Origin of the sequence: Streptomyces barkulensis, from assembly GCF_002843305.1 — a bacterium.
GTDB classification, from domain to species: Bacteria; Actinomycetota; Actinomycetes; order Streptomycetales; family Streptomycetaceae; genus Streptomyces; species Streptomyces barkulensis.
Window position 1 is genome coordinate 88,479 of the sequence record NZ_PGSG01000006.1, and the last position, 15,449, is coordinate 103,927.

The 15,449-nt window shown below is 74.5% G+C and carries 13 protein-coding genes; 3 read left to right on the forward strand and 10 right to left on the reverse strand.

Going from position 1 to position 15,449, the window contains the following annotated elements; genetic code table 11:
* The first annotated feature begins 358 nt into the window (after positions 1–358).
* The gene (locus tag CUT83_RS00825) at positions 359–2,095 is read left to right on the forward strand and encodes a Stk1 family PASTA domain-containing Ser/Thr kinase (protein ID WP_101253944.1); all 1,737 of its coding nucleotides are present in this window, start codon (positions 359–361) and stop codon (positions 2,093–2,095) included.
* A gap of 142 nt (positions 2,096–2,237) precedes the next feature.
* Here CUT83_RS00825 and CUT83_RS00830 read toward each other — a convergent pair whose 3' ends face one another.
* The 9 genes from CUT83_RS00830 to pdhA form a co-directional block, all read right to left on the reverse strand.
* Entirely contained in the window at positions 2,238–2,807 is a 570-nt protein-coding gene (locus CUT83_RS00830; protein ID WP_173914996.1) for a bacterial proteasome activator family protein, read from the reverse strand.
* A gap of 66 nt (positions 2,808–2,873) precedes the next feature.
* Positions 2,874–3,554, reverse strand: a complete 681-nt coding sequence (locus CUT83_RS00835) for a hypothetical protein (protein ID WP_101253946.1) — start codon at positions 3,552–3,554, stop codon at positions 2,874–2,876.
* Between the two features lie 113 nt (positions 3,555–3,667).
* Complete coding sequence (locus CUT83_RS00840; protein WP_101253947.1) at positions 3,668–4,657, reverse strand: NAD(P)H-quinone oxidoreductase; 990 nt, start codon at positions 4,655–4,657, stop codon at positions 3,668–3,670.
* A gap of 10 nt (positions 4,658–4,667) precedes the next feature.
* Positions 4,668–5,729 (reverse strand): potassium channel family protein, encoded by a 1,062-nt coding sequence (locus tag CUT83_RS00845; RefSeq protein WP_101253948.1) that lies wholly within the window; start codon positions 5,727–5,729, stop codon positions 4,668–4,670.
* 4 nt (positions 5,730–5,733) lie between these two features.
* Complete coding sequence (locus CUT83_RS00850; protein ID WP_101253949.1) at positions 5,734–7,278, reverse strand: molybdopterin molybdotransferase MoeA; 1,545 nt, start codon at positions 7,276–7,278, stop codon at positions 5,734–5,736.
* Complete coding sequence (locus CUT83_RS30625) at positions 7,275–8,255, reverse strand: NTP transferase domain-containing protein (protein WP_101253950.1); 981 nt, start codon at positions 8,253–8,255, stop codon at positions 7,275–7,277. Before CUT83_RS30625 ends, CUT83_RS00850 begins: the two co-directional genes overlap by 4 nt.
* Before the next feature lie 70 nt (positions 8,256–8,325).
* Positions 8,326–9,768, reverse strand: a complete 1,443-nt coding sequence (locus CUT83_RS00860) for a dihydrolipoamide acetyltransferase family protein (protein ID WP_101253951.1) — start codon at positions 9,766–9,768, stop codon at positions 8,326–8,328.
* Positions 9,768–10,904, reverse strand: coding sequence for an alpha-ketoacid dehydrogenase subunit beta (locus CUT83_RS00865; RefSeq protein ID WP_101253952.1), 1,137 nt, complete (start codon positions 10,902–10,904; stop codon positions 9,768–9,770). Before CUT83_RS00865 ends, CUT83_RS00860 begins: the two co-directional genes overlap by 1 nt.
* Entirely contained in the window at positions 10,901–12,079 is a 1,179-nt protein-coding gene (gene pdhA, locus CUT83_RS00870; protein WP_101253953.1) for a pyruvate dehydrogenase (acetyl-transferring) E1 component subunit alpha, read from the reverse strand. Before pdhA ends, CUT83_RS00865 begins: the two co-directional genes overlap by 4 nt.
* Positions 12,080–12,257: 178 nt before the next feature.
* On the opposite strand from pdhA, the gene CUT83_RS00875 reads away from it, so the two are divergent.
* Positions 12,258–12,758 (forward strand): Lrp/AsnC family transcriptional regulator, encoded by a 501-nt coding sequence (locus CUT83_RS00875; RefSeq protein WP_101253954.1) that lies wholly within the window; start codon positions 12,258–12,260, stop codon positions 12,756–12,758.
* A 59-nt stretch (positions 12,759–12,817) separates the two neighbouring features.
* Here CUT83_RS00875 and CUT83_RS00880 read toward each other — a convergent pair whose 3' ends face one another.
* The gene (locus CUT83_RS00880) at positions 12,818–13,510 is read right to left on the reverse strand and encodes a TetR/AcrR family transcriptional regulator (protein WP_101253955.1); all 693 of its coding nucleotides are present in this window, start codon (positions 13,508–13,510) and stop codon (positions 12,818–12,820) included.
* 179 nt (positions 13,511–13,689) lie between these two features.
* Between CUT83_RS00880 and paaN the strand changes: the two genes are divergently transcribed.
* Positions 13,690–15,402: a phenylacetic acid degradation protein PaaN gene (gene paaN, locus CUT83_RS00885; protein ID WP_101253956.1), complete on the forward strand. Its 1,713-nt coding sequence runs from the start codon at positions 13,690–13,692 to the stop codon at positions 15,400–15,402.
* The last annotated feature ends 47 nt before the right edge of the window (positions 15,403–15,449 follow it).

Below are 15,449 nucleotides of genomic sequence, written 5' to 3' on the forward strand. Positions count from 1 at the left end.
TGCCCCTCGGCGAAGGCGAAGAGACGCGGCGCGGGATGCGGCACCGGGAGCGCTGGGGGCAGCAACGGACCATCCAACCCGCTCGGGCGTCCAGCTGGCAAGTTACGATGTCGGACGCCCCCGCGAGCGCGTGTGACGCGTATGCGCGCATCGGGTCACGGAACGGGCAAGCGCCTTGACGTGTCCGGCCGCTGGGGCAGACTTGGCCTGGAATCACGGGTGGAGTCCACGGGTGGACCGGTGCCCCGCCCGGCGTTCTCGGAGGCCGGCCGGCGGCACCACGGGCACCAGCAGAGCAACCGCACACGCGCAGGCCCGTAAGACGGCAGTCCTGCGGCGCCGAGGGGGAAGCAGTCAGATGAGTGACGACGGCGCGCAGGCCGCGTACCAGGGGCGTACGGTCGGCGGCGGGCGCTACCAGCTGCGCGACCTGCTGGGCCAGGGCGGCATGGCGTCGGTGCACCTGGCCTACGACACGGTGCTCGACCGGCAGGTGGCGGTCAAGACCCTCCACACCGAGCTGGGCCGCGAGCAGTCCTTCCGGGAGCGCTTCCGCCGCGAGGCGCAGGCGGTCGCCAAGCTGACGCACACCAACATCGTCTCGGTCTTCGACTCCGGCGAGGACGAGATCGACGGCGCGACGGTGCCCTACATCGTCATGGAGTACGTCGAGGGCAAGCCGCTGCGCAACGTCCTCGACGAGGATGTGGCCCGGCTCGGGGCGATGCCGAGCGACAAGGCGCTGACGATCGTCTCCGAGGTGCTCGCCGCACTGGAGGCCAGCCACGAGATGGGCCTGGTGCACCGGGACATCAAGCCGGGCAACGTCATGCTGAACAGGCGCGGCACGGTCAAGGTGATGGACTTCGGCATCGCCCGCGCCATGCAGTCCGGCGTCACCTCGATGACGCAGACGGGCATGGTCGTCGGCACCCCGCAGTACCTCTCCCCCGAGCAGGCGCTGGGGCGCGGCGTGGACGCCCGCTCCGACCTGTACTCGGTGGGCATCATGCTCTTCGAGCTGCTCACCGGGCGCCTCCCCTTCGACGCGGACTCGCCGCTGGCCATCGCGTACGCGCACGTCCAGGAGGAGCCGCCCGCACCCTCGTCGATCAACCGGTCGCTGCCCCCGGCCGTGGACGCGCTGGTCGCGCGGACGCTGCGGAAGAACCCCAACGAGCGGTTCCCGACGGCCGAGTCGATGCGCCAGGAGTGCGAGCGCGTCCGCAACTCGGTGGTCGCCTCGAACACCACCCCGCTGATCGCCGGCGGCGCCCCCGGCCCCAACAGCGGCGCGGCCGTCTCCCAGTCGGTCTTCCCGCCGGTGGACGCCCAGGCCACCCCGCCGCCGCCGAACGTGCAGCAGCCGTACCAGCCGCACTACGCGCCGACGGCCGGCTTCGGGGCCGCGGGACCGGTCCAGCAGCAGGGCTACTCCACACCGGTGCCGGGCCCGTACGGCCCCCAGGGCGGCGCGCCGACCCCGCCGCCCTACACCCTCTCGCCCCAGCCCCAGCCCCCCGGCGGCGGCAGGAACACCGGGGTGATCGTCGGATCGGCGGTCGCGGCGATCATCGTCGTCGCCGCCGTGATCATCGCGGTGACGCTCAACGGCGGTGGCGGCGGCGGGGAGGACCCGCGGGCGGGCGAGTCCCCGGGGCCCGTCCGGACGGCCGAGCAGCCCGCGGGCACCGGCGGGGGCGACTCCGGCGGCGGCACGGGCGGCCAGGAGACCGACGGCGACGGCGCCGGCACGGACACCGACGACGGCGGTGACGACGGAGAAGACGGAGACAGCGGCTTCAAGGACGAGGACACCTCGAAGACCATCGACCCGGCCAAGTGCACGGAGGCGTCGGAGAGCCTCTTCGACAAGGGCAAGACGAGCATGCCCGACCTGACGTTCAAGCACCTGGACTCGGTCAAGGACTGCGTCCGCGAGGCGGGCTGGATCCTGGACGACGTCGAGTACGAGGACGAGAACCTGTACGGGAAGAACACCGTCCTCAAGCAGTCCCCGGAGGCCTACGAGGGCTTCGACCCGAAGAAGGACAAGATCACGCTGACCGTCTCCACCGGTCACCCGGAGGGCTGACGGCGGCGGACGCGAACGGGGGACGGACGCGAACGAGGGGCCGGCACGCGGATCACGTGCCGGCCCCTCGCGCGTACGGGGTCCGGGCCGCTCGGAGGCGGCCGCTCGGAGGCGGCCGCTCGGAGGCGGCCGCTCGGAGATGTCAGAGGTAGGGGCCGCCGGAACGGATCTGGCCGCCGCGCCCGTCGCCCTCCTCCTCGGGCAGCGCGCCCGCCGGAAGCGCGCGGCGCATCTGCTCCAGCTGGGCGCGGGCCGCCATCTGCTGGGCGAACAGCGCCGTCTGGATACCGTGGAACAGCCCCTCCAGCCAGCCCACGAGCTGGGCCTGGGCGATCCGCAGCTCGGCGTCGGTGGGCACCGCGTCGTCGGTGAACGGCAGCGAGATCCGCTCCAGCTCCTCGATCAGCTCGGGCGCCAGGCCGTCCTCCAGCTCCTTGACCGAGCTGGCGTGGATCTCCTTGAGCCGGGCACGGCTGGCCTCGTCCAGGGGAGCCGACTTGACCTCCTCCAGGAGCTGCTTGATCATGCTGCCGATCCGCATGACCTTCGCGGGCTGCTCGACCATCTCCGTCACGGGGATCTCACGCGGCTCGTCGTCGGAGCCGCCGTCCCCGCTCCTGGGAGCGGCGGTGCTGCCGAGGGCCATTCCGTCCGGCCCCACGACCAGGACGTGCTGGCTCTCCTGCGAGCGTTCGTTCATCGGCTGAGTCATACCCCCATTCTGCAATGCCCGTCCCCGCGGCCGGAGGGCGATCCCCCGGGAGCGGCGCCGCCCGTCTCAGCGCCGCAGCCGCAGGGCGAGCGAGGCCAGGCCCAGACCGAGGAAGGTCAGCCCCGCGCCGAGCGGCAGCACCGGGAGGAGCTGGCCGCCGGTGGCGGGCGTCGCACGGTTCCGGTCGGGCTCCTCGCCGCTTCGGCCGTCGTCGTACACGTAGTCGTCGTAGTGGCCGCCGGCGCCGCCGCGCCGGTCGACGATCTGCTCGGCCCGGCCCTGGGGGGTCTGCCGCGGCGTGCCCGGCGGCCCGGCGGATCCGGTGGGACCGCGCTCCCCGTCGCCGTCCCCGCCGGGGGCCGTACCGGACGGTTCGCCGGAGGGCTCGCCGAAGGTGGGCTCCGGCGTGGGGGTGGACGTGGACGACGGGTCCGGGCCGGGGGAGGAGCTGCCCGGCCACGGCGGCAGGGTGAAGCGCGGGGGGCGCTCCGTCCCCTCGGGATCGTCCGGCTCCCGCGGTTCGTCCGGCTCCCCGCTCTCCTCCGGGCCGTCCGGGCCGTCCGGGTCGTCCGGAGAGGCGGTGGGGGAGGACGAGGGCTCGCCCGCACCCTCCGCTCGGGGCTCCACCCCGTCCCACGCGCCGCCGGGAACGGCCGCCACGGCCGCGGACTGCTGGGAGGCCAGGGCGACGGGTGCCGGAACGAGCACCATCGCGCAGGCCAGCAGGGTGATCGCGGCTTCCCTCACCGCTACGCCCCCTCCCGTACCAGACATCGAATGGTGTAACAAGCGTCACACGAACGCGCGGACCCGGCATCCCGGACCGGCGGATCGGCGGACCGGGCCGGCGGACCGGCGTCTCAGACGGTGAGAACCACCTTGCCCACGTGATCGCTCTCCTCGAGTACCCGGTGAGCCCGGGAGGCATTACTCATCGGCACCGTGCGATCCACGACCGCGCGGACCCGCCCGGCGGCGATCAGCGGCCAGACGTGCTCACGCACCGCCGCGACGATCTCCGCCTTCTCCCCCGGCGGGCGGCCGCGCAGCGATGTGGCCGAGACCGTACCGCACTTGGCGAGCAGCGCCCCCAGGTTCAGCTCCCCCTTGACGCCGCCCTGGAGGCCGATGACGACGATCCGGCCACCGCGGGCGAGCGCCTTGACGTTCCGCTCCAGGTACTTGGCGCCGATGATGTCGAGGATCACGTCCGCGCCGCGTCCGCCGGTGGCCGCCCGGACCTCCTCGGCGAAGTCCTGCTCGCGGTAGTCGATCAGGACGTCCGCGCCCAGCTCCGCGCATCGCTCCAGCTTCTCACGGCTGCCCGCGGTGACCGCCACCCGCGCGCCGACGGCCTTGGCGAGCTGGATCGCCATGGTGCCGATGCCGCTGGCCCCGCCGTGGACCAGCAGGGTCTCGCCGGGGCGCAGCTTCGCGTGCATGAAGACGTTCGACCAGACCGTGCACACGACCTCGGGGAGGGCGGCGGCGGTGACCGGGTCGAGCGGGCCGTCGGGGGTGTCGGGCAGCGGCAGGAGCTGGCCGTGCGGCACGACGACCTTCTGCGCGTACCCGCCGCCGGCGAGCAGCGCGCACACCCCGTCGCCGGCCTTCCAGCCGCCCACGCCCGGCCCCAGCTCGGCGATCCGGCCCGCGCACTCCAGCCCGGGATAGGGCGAGGCGCCCGGGGGCGGATCGTAGAAGCCCTGCCGCTGGAGGATGTCGGCGCGGTTGACGGCGCCGGCCGCCACCTCGACCAGGACCTCGCCGTCGCCGGGCACGGGGTCGTCCACCTCCGTCCAGACCAGGACGTCGGGACCGCCGGGTTCGGTGATGGTGATCGCGTGCATGGGGGTGACGCTACCCTCGCGGGGTCTCCGAGGGCATGACGGTGGTGGAGGGGGTGGCGCGGCGGATGACGACGAGGCGGTCGGTGAGCTCCAGGACCGCCGCGTCCGGGTCGTCGTAGCCCAGCACCCGGTGGCCGCGCACCACGGAGACCACGAGGTCCCTGCACTCGCGCGGGGAGCGGCCTGCCTCGGCCTTGGTGACCGGGCGCTCGGTCAGGTTCAGCCCCGTGCCCTGGTGGATCAGGTCCTCCATGACCGCGCCCGCGCTCGGGCTGAGCATGGACATGCCGAGCAGCCGTCCGGCGGCACTGGCGCTGGTGATCACGGAGTCCGCGCCGGACTGCCGCAGCAGCGGCGCGTTCTCCTCCTCGCGCACCGCCGCGACGATGCGCAGATTGCGGTTGAGCTGGCGGGCGGTGAGCGTCACCAGGACCGCGGTGTCGTCACGCTGGGTGGAGATGACCACCTGGGCCGCCCGCTGCACCTCCGCCTTCAGCAGGACGTCGCTGCGGGTCGCGTCGCCGACGACGCCGGTGAAGCCGTCGGCGTTCGCCGCCTCGACGACCTTGCGGCTCGGATCGATTATCACGATCCGCTCCCGGGGGACCCCGGTCGAGATGAGCGTCTCGGCCGCGGAGCGCCCCTTCGTGCCGAAGCCGATGATGACGGTGTGGTCGCGCAAGGAGGACCTCCAGCGGGCCAGGCGGAACTGCTGGCGGGTCCGTTCGGCCAGCACCTCCAGAGTGGTGCCGATCAGGATGATCAGGAACAGGACGCGCAGCGGGGTGATGACCAGGACGTTGACCAGCCGGGCGCTGTCGCTGACCGGGGCGATGTCGCCGTAGCCGGTCGTGGAGAGACTGACGGTGGTGTAGTAGAAGCAGTCCAGCAGCGAGACCTCGCCGTCGGCGCCGTCGTTGTAACCGTCGCGCTCGAGGTACACCAGGAACACCGTCACGAGCAGCACGACCAGCGCGGCCACCAGCCGCCGCAGCACCTGCCGCAGCGGCCCGGCCGGCGGCTCGGGAAGCTGCACGAAGTGCTGCAGCTCCTCGGGCGAGGTGTGGTTCATGCCGTCACGCCCACGGGAGTCTCAGAAGGTGTACGCCGGCGCCGGTGGGAGCGCCGCCGGGCGGCACGACCGCCAGGGCGGTGGCCGCCGCGATGCCGCGGAGCATCGCGGGGCCGCTGAACCGCAGCGGCCGTACGCCACCGCCATCCTGCACGACCGGGACCAGACGGGTGTCACGGGGGTGTCCCTGGATCTCGCCGAGGAGGGCGGCGGTGGGCAGTGTGCCGTCTCCGGTGCGCTGTTCGGTGCGCTGTTCGGTGCGCTGTTCGGTGCGCGCTCCGGCGGGCCGGACGGTACGCGGTCCGGTGCGCCGCGCCTCGGACGGACCGGCGCCGGTGGCGGCCCGCAGCAGCGGTTCGGCGAGGGTGAGCAGCCCGGACACGGCCGCCAGCGGGTTGCCGGGCAGCCCGACCAGATGCGCGCCCGAGGGCAGCCGTGCCAGCAGCATCGGGTGGCCGGGGCGTACGCGCACCCCGTCGACCAGCAGCTCCGCCCCCAGGCGGCGCAGAGCCGGGTGGACGTGGTCGACGGGGCCGGCGGCCGTGCCGCCGGTGGTGACGACGAGGTCGGCGGCGGTCCCATCCAGCGCGGCGTACAGCGCCCCGGCGTCGTCGCCGAGCCGGCGGGTGGCGGTGACCTCGGCGCCCAGAGCCGTCAGCCAGGGGCCGACCATCGGGCCGAGCGCGTCGCGGACCCGGCCGCCGGACGGGATACCGGAAGCCAGCAACTCGTCGCCCAGCACCAGGACTTCGACGCGGAGACGGCGCAGGACCGGCAACTCGTCCCAGCCCGCGGCGGCGGCCAGCCCCAGCACGGCCGGGGTGACCGGCGTACCGCCGGGCAGCAGGTGGTCGCCCGCCCGGCACTCCTGGCCGCGCGGGCGGATGTCCGCGCCGTGCTGGGGCGCGCCGTTCGCACGCAGCCGCCGGTCGCGGACCTCGCCGTACTCGGAGCGCAGTACGGCGGTGGTGCCGGGCGGGATGCGGGCGCCCGTGGCGATGCGGACGGCGTGGCCGTCCGGCAGCGGGGCCGGGCGGTCGTCGCCGGCCAGGATGCCGTGGGGCGCGCCGGAGGCTGTGCCCCCGGTGTTCCCGGCGTCCCCGGTGTTCCCGGTGTCCCCGGTGTTCCCGGTGTTCCCGGTGTTCCCGGCGTCCCCGGCGTCCCGCGTGCCGTCCTCGGGGTCGAGCGGCTCCCACGGGCCGGGCCCGGAGACGGCCCAGCCGTCCATGGCCGAGGTGTCGAACGCCGGCAGATCGGTGAGCGCGGTCAGTGGGGCGGCGAGACGGTGGCCGAGGGCCTCGTCCAGAGGGACGGTGGCGGGCTCGGCCCGCCGGCCGGCCCCGGCACGGGCGGCGGCGGCACGGGCGGCCGGCCAGTCGCGGTGCCGTGCGCCGTCCCGCGGGCCGTGGGGGCCGCTCTCCCGGGGAGCCGGGCCGGGTTCCCGGCCCCCGGCCCGGCCGCCACCGCGGGCGGTGCCGTACGTGTCACCGTGCTTGTCACCGCGGCCGTTGGCCAGGGCCAGGGCATCGGCCAGCTCGTCGCCGCTCATCCGGCGTCCGTTCCCTCTCCGCCGCGGGACTCCCCGCTCCCGCCGGTCTTTCCCGCCCCCTCCGCCTCCGCGGCGTCGGCGGCCTCCGCGGCCCAGCGCCGGGCCAGTTCGGCGGCCTTGCGCGCGGCCTCGGCCACGTCCTCGGAGCTCCCGCCCGCACGCGCCGCCGCGTATCCGACGAGGAAGGTCGTCAGCGGGGCGGCGGGCCGGGCCACGCCGTGCGCGGCGTCCCGCGCGAGATCGAGAAGGGCGGCGGTGTCGACGTCGAGGTCGACACCGAGTTCGGCCTTGGCCGCGGTCATCCATTCGTTCAGCACGCGTCCATGCTCCCTGATGCGGGAGCGGGCCGAGGCGAGTTCCTCCCGGGTGTCGCAGTCGCGGGCCTCCTCGGGACCGGCGGGGGCGATGCGGCGCAGTACGAGTTCATCGGTGAGCAGCCGCAGGGGGAGGTTCGCCGGCCGCCCGTGCTCGGCGGTGAGCAGGGCCAGTTCGCGGCGGAGGGACTCGGCGCGGTAGACGCCCAGGAGGGGCTGGGCACGCCCGTCGTCCACCACGATCGCCCCGTCGGGGGCGTCGTCGGGGGCGTCGTCGGGGCCGGTGTCCGTGCCGTGGATGCCGTGCGTGCCATGCGTGCCGTGCGTGCCGTGCACGGCGTCCAGCAGCGCCCGCACGGTGGCGGACGTCAGGAACGGCAGGTCGGCGGAGAGCACCAGCACCGTCCCGCTCCCGGTGCGGCGCAGTCCGGCGTCGAGGGCCGCCAGCGGCCCGCCGCCGGGCGGATCCTCGCGCGCCCAGTCCACCGGCCGGGCCGTCGGCCTGCGCGGGCCGACGACCACCGTCCGCGCCGCGTCCGCGCAGGCGTCCAGCACCCGGTCGAGCAGCGTCCGGCCCCCGACGGTGAGGGCGGGCTTGTCCACCCCGCCGAGCCGGCGGGCGGCGCCGCCGGCGATGACGACGGCGTCGTACACATGAGTCATGCCCCGAGTGTGACCCCCTCCGCCCCGGCCCGGGCGGAGGGGTCTCCGGCCGGGACCGGCGGGGGAGGAGTCAAAGGGTGCGCAGCAGTACGGCCGGATGCTCGACGCAGTCCGCCACGTACCGCAGGAAGCCGCCCGCCGTACCGCCGTCGCACACCCGGTGGTCGAAGGTGAAGGACAGCTGCACGACCTGGCGTACCGCCAGCTCGCCCTCGTGCACCCACGGCTTGGGGGTGATGCGGCCGACTCCGAGCATCGCCGCCTCGGGGTGGTTGATGATCGGAGTCGAGCCGTCCACCCCGAACACGCCGTAGTTGTTGAGGGTGAAGGTGCCTCCGGTCAGCTCGGCGGGCGTCAGCCTCCCCGCGCGGGCGGACTCGGTCAGCCGGGCGATCTCCTCGGACAGCCCGGCCGCGCCACGGGTGTGGGCGTCGCGTACGACGGGGACCACGAGCCCGCGGTCGGTCTGCGCGGCGAAGCCCAGGTGGACCTCGGGCAGCCGGACGATCTCGCGCGCGGCCGTGTCCACCGTCGCGTTCAGCTCGGGGAACCGGGCGAGGGCGGCCGTGCAGATCCGGGCGAGGACCGCGAGCAGGGAGATCTTCGGCCCCGCGGCGTTCATCGCCCGCCGGGCGGCGAGCAGTTCGGTGGCGTCGGCATCCACCCAGCAGGTGGCGTCGGGGATCTCGCGCCGGGAGGTGGAGAGCTTGTCGGCGACCGTGCCGCGCAGCCCGCGCAGCGGGATCCGCTCGCCGCGCACGGCGGTGCCGGCGGCGGATACGGGTGCGGCGGCGGGTACGGGTGCGGACACGGCGGCGCCGTCGGCCGAGGCGGGCACGGCCTGTGCCTCCGCCACCGCGCGCTCGACGTCGGCGCGCAGGATCAGCCCCCGCGGGCCGGAACCGGCGACCTGCCGCAGGTCGATCCCGTGCTCCCGCGCGAGCCGCCGCACCAGCGGCGAGATCACCGATACGGGCCCGTCGGCGGGACGGGTCTCCACGGACTCGGCGGGTGCGGAGGCCGCGGAGGGCGCGGACGCCTCCGGGGCCGGAGCCGCGGGGGCCGCGGGAGCAGCCGGCGCGGCGGACACGACGGCGGGCGGCGGGACGGGCACGCCGTTCGCCGGGCGGATCCGCCTGCGGCGGGCGGCGGGCGCGCCCGTGCCGTATCCCACCAGTACGTTCCCGGACTTCTCCGAGGTCTCGGCCGGCACTTCGGCCGGTGCCCCGTCCGCCGCCCCGGCGGGCGAGCCGGCCGGGGCGGCGGATGCTCCGACGGCCACCGTCACCAGCGGCGCGCCGACGGGGATCTCGGCGCCCTCCTCCCCGAACCGGGCGGTGACCACACCGCCGTACGGGCACGGCACCTCGACCATCGCCTTGGCCGTCTCGACCTCCACCACCGGCTGGTCGACGGCGACGACGTCGCCGACGGACACCAGCCAGCGGACGATCTCGGCCTCCGTCAGACCCTCGCCCAGGTCGGGCAGGGCGAACTCGCGGACCCCGGCCATCAGCGGCCACCCCTCTCGGGCGTGTCCGCCCCGCCGAACGCCTCGGGCCGCTCGGTCCACTCCGACTCCCACTGGAGCCGGGCGACGGCGTCCAGGACCCGGTCCACTCCGGGCAGGTGGTGGCGCTCCAGCATCGGCGGCGGGTAGGGGATGTCGAATCCGGCCACCCTCAGCACCGGCGCCTCCAGGTGGTGGAAGCAGCGCTCGGTGATCCGGGCGGCGATCTCGCCGCCGGGGCCGCCGAAACCGGAGGACTCGTGGACGACCACGGCCCGGCCGGTGCGCCGCACCGACGCGCAGACCGTCTCGTCGTCGAAGGGCACCAGGGAACGCAGGTCGACGACCTCCAGTTCCCAGCCCTCCTCGCGGGCGGCCTCGGCCGCCTCCAGGCAGACGGGCACCGACGGGCCGTAGGTGATCAGCGTGGCGGACGTCCCCGTACGGCGGACCCGGGCGCGGCCGACGGGCTCGACGGTCTCGGGGTCCTCCGGCGACCAGTCGGCCTTCGACCAGTACAGCCGCTTGGGCTCCAGGAAGACCACCGGGTCGTCGGAGGCGATGGCGGCCCGCAGCATCCCGTAGGCGTCGGCCACCGTCGCCGGGGTCACCACGTGCAGGCCGGGGGTGGCCATGTAGTACGCCTCGGAGGAGTCGCTGTGGTGCTCCACACCGCCGATCCCGCCGCCGTAGGGCACCCGGATGGTGATGGGCAGCGGCAGCGCGCCGCGCGTGCGGTTGCGCATCTTGGCGACGTGGCTGAGGAGCTGCTCGAAGGCCGGGTAGGCGAAGGCGTCGAACTGCATCTCCACCACCGGCCGCAGCCCGTACATCGCCATGCCGACGGCCGTGCCCAGGATGCCGGCCTCGGCCAGCGGGGTGTCGGTGCAGCGGTCCTCGCCGAACTCGGCGGTCAGGCCGTCGGTGACGCGGAAGACGCCGCCGAGCGTGCCGACGTCCTCGCCGAGCACGTGCACGGACGGGTCCTCGGCCATGGCGTCGCGCATCGCGCGGTTGAGGGCCTGGGCCATGGTGGCGGGCTTGCGGGCGGCTCCTGATCCGGCTCCGGAGCCGGCCCGGGCCTTCCGGTCCGCCCTGCCCGCGCTGTCCGCGCTCCTGCCCGTGGTCGCGGTCGTCATCGCTCGCCTCCCGCTGCGTTCCCGGCGGCCCCGCCGTGCCCGGCGGTTCCGTCCCGTCCGTCGTTCTCCGCGTCCAGCTCGGCGCGCAGCTGTGCGGCCTGCTCCCTGAGCTGCGTGGTCTTCTCCGCGTAGACGTGGTCGAAGAGGTCCGCCGGGTCGAGCACCGGATCCTCGTTCATCGCCTCGCGCAGCCGCGCGGCCATCTCCTCGGCCTCCTCGTGCGCCCCGTCGCGTGTCGCGTCGTCGAACAGGCCGCGCTCGGTCAGCTCGCGCTCCAGCAGCGCCACGGGGTCGTGTTCGAGCCATGCGCCGACCTCGTCGTCACCGCGGTAGCGGGTGGCGTCGTCGGCGTTGGTGTGGGCGTCGATCCGGTAGGTCACGGCCTCCACGAGGGTGGGCCCCTCGCCGCGCCGGGCGCGCTCGACGGCCTCGGCCAGGACGCGGTGGACGGCCGCCGCGTCGTTGCCGTCCACCAGACGGCCGGGGACGCCGTAGCCGACGGCCTTGTGGGCCAGCGAGGGCGCGGCGGTCTGCTTGGCCAGGGGGACGGAGATCGCGAACCCGTTGTTCTGCACGAGGAAGACCGTCGGGGTGCGCCAGACGGCGGCGAAGTTCAGTGCCTCGTGGAAGTCGCCCTCGCTGGTGCCGCCGTCGCCGACCATGGCCAGCGCCACCACGTCGTCGCCCTTGAGCCGGGCGGCGTGGGCGAGCCCGACGGCGTGCGGCAGATGGGTGGCCAGCGGGGTGGACAGCGGGGCGACGCGGTGCCGGTGCGGGTCGTAGCCGGTGTGCCAGTCGCCGCGCAGCAGTCCCAGCGCCTCGGCCGGATCCATGCCGCGGGCGACGGCGGCGAGGGTGTCGCGGTAGCTGGGGAAGAGCCAGTCCCGTTCCTCCAGCACCAGGGCCGCGGCCACCTCGCACGCCTCCTGCCCGGTGGAGGAGGGGTAGACGGCGAGCCTGCCCTGCTTGGTGAGCGCGGTGGCCTGCCGGTTGTAGCGGCGGCCCCTCACCAGTTGCGTGTAGAGCGTCCTGAGCAGGCCGGGATCGAGGTCGGCACCGGTGCCCAGCAGTCGGTACGGCTCGGAGTCCGGCAGCAGCGGCACGGGGTCCGTGCGCGGCTGCCAGGCGGGCGGCGGCGCGGGGCGGTATGCGCCTGGCTGCTCCAGGACTGTCATGCGGCACCTCCTGGTAGGGGGCATCTGCGGGCAGGGGGACGCACTGGATCCGGCGATCCCCCTACCGATTGTTCGGTCGCCGGCTCATTTTGGCTACGGGTGGCACCGCCCTGTGGACAAACGGTTCTGCGCGGCGTGGGATGTCGGCAGGACGTCCATGGAGGGGAGGCGGCAGGCCATGCCGGGAGAACAGATGGCCCCCGAGGCGCCGGAGGAGGGGAGCCGGCCGCCCGCCAGACCGCTCGATCCCGTCGACCGGTCCATCCTGCGGATGCTGCAGCTGGACGGGCGCGCCTCGATACGGTCGGTAGCCGAACGGGTGCACGTGTCCCGGGCGAACGCGTACGCCCGGATCAACCGTCTCGTGGAGGACGGGGTGATACGCGGCTTCACGGCCCGGGTGGACCATGAGCGCGCCGGACAGGGCGCGTCGGCGTACATCACGCTGAAGATCGTGCAGAACTCCTGGCGCGCGGTGCGCGAGAAGCTCCAGGCGCTGCCGGGCGCCGCGCACATCGCGCTGGTCAGCGGCGACTTCGATGTGCTGCTGCTGGTGCACACCGCCGACAACCGGGCGCTGCGGGAACTGGTGCTCACCCGGATCCAGGCGATGCCGGAGGTGCTGAGCACCCGCACCCTGCTGGTCTTCGAGGAGACCGACCTCGAACCCGAGCCGTGAGCGGCGGGTCTCACCCGGTCCCCGCCCCCGGCTCCCGCGCCGCCACCGCCTGCACGCCGCTACTGCTTGCGCAGCCCCTCGAAGGCCAGCCGCACCACGGCGTCGGCGACCCGCTCGCGGTCCGCGGCGTCCCCGGGCTGCGGACGGTACCACTCCACGATGGAGTTGATCATTCCGAACAGCAGCCGGGTGGCCAGCCGGGCGTCGGGGTCCGAGCGGATGTCGCCCTCGGCCGCGGCGGCCTTCAGCAGCCCGGCCACCCGGTGGTCGAACTCCCGGCGGCGCTCCATCGCCCAGCGCTCGGTGCGGGTGTTGCCCCGCACCCGCAGCAGCAGGGTGACGTAGGGCAGCTCGGCCATCAGCACCTCGGTGGTGCGGCGGGCGACGTGTTCCAGCCGTTCGATCGCCCGTCCCCGGCCGGCGTCCGGTTCGTCCAGGATGGCGAAGAGACCGTCGAGGGCGCGGGCTATCGCCCGGCGCAGCAACTCCTCCTTGCTCCGCACGTGGTGGTAGATGGAGGACTTGGAGATCCCCGCCGCACGGGAGAGGTGCTCCATCGAGGTGCCGTCGTAACCGCGCTCGTTGAACACCTCCACGGCCACCGCGAGGAGCGACTCGGGCGTGTAGGTGTCGCGCCCCGGCGGCTTGGCCGACGGCTTGACCGGCGACCCGGCCGACGGCTCGACTGGCGGCTTGGCTGGCGGCTCGACTGGCGGCTCGGCTGGCGGCTCGGCTGGCGGCTCGGCTGGCATGGCCTCGATGTTATCCACAGGCGGCCTGCCCCTCTTGCCCCGACCGATCGTTCGGTAGCAGTATCTACCTGTCCGTCCGTCCGCGCACGGCCGCCCGCGTGCCCTCCACGGCCCGCCCGGGCGCCGTCCGTACGGGCGCCGCCGCCCGCTCGACAAGCTCGACGAGGAGTTGGTCCCCGATGGCCGCCGCACCCACCCAGGCCCCGCCGCTGACCCCGGAGGAGCTCGCCGACAGGCACCGCCCGACGCTCGAGAGGGCACTGGAGGCGATCCGCACCCGGGAGTACTGGTCCCCGTATCCGGAGCATCCCAAGGCGTACGGCGAGGAGCACGGCACGCTCGGCCCCGCCGAGGGGAAGGCCGCTTTCGACACCCTGCTGGGCGGCCGTTTCGAGCTGGACCAGCCCGGCACGGACGGCTGGGTGGGCGGCGAGGTCTCGCCGTACGGCGTCGAGCTGGGCGTGGAGTACCCGCACGCCGACGTCGGGGCGCTGCTGCCCGCGATGCGTGCCGCGCTGCCCGCCTGGCGGGACGCCGGGCCTCGGGTGAGGGCGCTGGTGTGCCTGGAGATCCTGGCCCGGATCAACGCGCGCACCCACGAGTTCGCCCACGCGGTGATGCACACCAGCGGGCAGGCGTATCTGATGGCGATGCAGGCCGGCGGCCCGCACGCCCAGGACCGCGGTCTGGAGGCGGTGGCGTACGCCTACGCCGAGCAGACCCGCACCCCGGCCTCGGCGCGGTGGTCCAAGCCGCAGGGCAAGCGGGATCCGCTGGAGCTGACCAAGGAGTTCACGCCGGTGCCGCGCGGCGTCTCGCTGATGATCGGCTGCAACACCTTCCCCACCTGGAACGGCTACCCGGGTCTGTTCGCCTCCCTGGCCACGGGCAATCCGGTGCTGGTCAAGCCGCACCCGCGCGCGGTCCTGCCGCTGGCGATGACGGTGCGGGTCGCCCGTGAGGTCCTCGCCGAGGCCGGATTCGACCCGAACACGGTGGCGCTGGCCGCCGAGCGGGACGGCGAGGGCATCGCAAGGGAGCTGGCTCTGCGCCCCGAGGTCCGGATCATCGACTACACGGGGTCGACCGCCTTCGGCGACTGGCTGGAGGCCAACGCCCGCCAGGCCCAGGTCTTCACCGAGAAGGCCGGCGTGAACACGATCGTCGTCGACTCCACCGACGACTACCGGGGCATGCTGGGCAATCTGGCCTTCTCCCTGTCCCTCTACAGCGGCCAGATGTGCACCACCCCGCAGAACCTGCTGATCCCGCGCGGCGGCATCGACACGGACGCGGGCCACAAGTCCTACGAGGAGTTCACCGCGGACCTGGCGGGCGCGGTGGACAAGCTGCTGGGCGACGACCAGCGGGCGGCGGCGCTGCTGGGCGCGATCGTCAACCCCGGGGTGCGCGAGCGGCTGGAGGGCGCTTCGGAGCTGGGCGAGACCATCCTGGCCTCGCGCGCGGTGGAGCATCCGGAATTCCCCGGCGCCACGGTCCGCACTCCGGCGATCGTCGGGCTGGACGGGGCGAAGCCCGAGTCGGAGGAGGTCTGCATGTCGGAGTGCTTCGGCCCGGTCTCCTTCGCCGTCGCCGTGGACTCCACGGCCGAGGCGGTCGAGCTGCTGCGTCGCACCGTCCGGGAGAAGGGCGCGATGACGGTCGGCGCCTACACCACCTCGCCCGAGGTGGAGCGGCTGGTGGAAGAGGCCTGCCTGGAGGAGTGCGCCCAGCTCTCGCTGAACCTCACCGGCGGGGTGTACGTGAACCAGACCGCGGCGTTCTCCGACTTCCACGGCTCCGGCGGCAACCCGGCGGCCAACGCCGCGCTGTGCGACGGGGCGTTCGTGGCGAGCCGCTTCCGCGTGGTGGAGGTCCGCCGGCAGGCCTGACGCCCCCGCCCCCGGGGCCCGCCGTTCGGCGGGCCCCGGGCCGGACG

Bases quoted from the DNA above. Each gene is read 5' to 3' on its own strand.
- paaN (WP_101253956.1), top strand. From the start codon at position 13,690: ATGGCCGCCGCACCCACCCAGGCCCCGCCGCTGACCCCGGAGGAGCTC.
- CUT83_RS00860 (WP_101253951.1), bottom strand. From the start codon at position 9,768: ATGGCCGGGGTCCGCGAGTTCGCCCTGCCCGACCTGGGCGAGGGTCTG.
- CUT83_RS00865 (WP_101253952.1), bottom strand. From the start codon at position 10,904: ATGACGACCGCGACCACGGGCAGGAGCGCGGACAGCGCGGGCAGGGCG.
- CUT83_RS00880 (WP_101253955.1), bottom strand. From the start codon at position 13,510: ATGCCAGCCGAGCCGCCAGCCGAGCCGCCAGCCGAGCCGCCAGTCGAG.
- CUT83_RS00845 (WP_101253948.1), bottom strand. From the start codon at position 5,729: ATGAACCACACCTCGCCCGAGGAGCTGCAGCACTTCGTGCAGCTTCCC.
- CUT83_RS00830 (WP_173914996.1), bottom strand. From the start codon at position 2,807: ATGACTCAGCCGATGAACGAACGCTCGCAGGAGAGCCAGCACGTCCTG.
- CUT83_RS00840 (WP_101253947.1), bottom strand. From the start codon at position 4,657: ATGCACGCGATCACCATCACCGAACCCGGCGGTCCCGACGTCCTGGTC.
- CUT83_RS30625 (WP_101253950.1), bottom strand. From the start codon at position 8,255: ATGACTCATGTGTACGACGCCGTCGTCATCGCCGGCGGCGCCGCCCGC.
- CUT83_RS00875 (WP_101253954.1), top strand. From the start codon at position 12,258: ATGCCGGGAGAACAGATGGCCCCCGAGGCGCCGGAGGAGGGGAGCCGG.
- CUT83_RS00825 (WP_101253944.1), top strand. From the start codon at position 359: ATGAGTGACGACGGCGCGCAGGCCGCGTACCAGGGGCGTACGGTCGGC.
- pdhA (WP_101253953.1), bottom strand. From the start codon at position 12,079: ATGACAGTCCTGGAGCAGCCAGGCGCATACCGCCCCGCGCCGCCGCCC.
- CUT83_RS00850 (WP_101253949.1), bottom strand. From the start codon at position 7,278: ATGAGCGGCGACGAGCTGGCCGATGCCCTGGCCCTGGCCAACGGCCGC.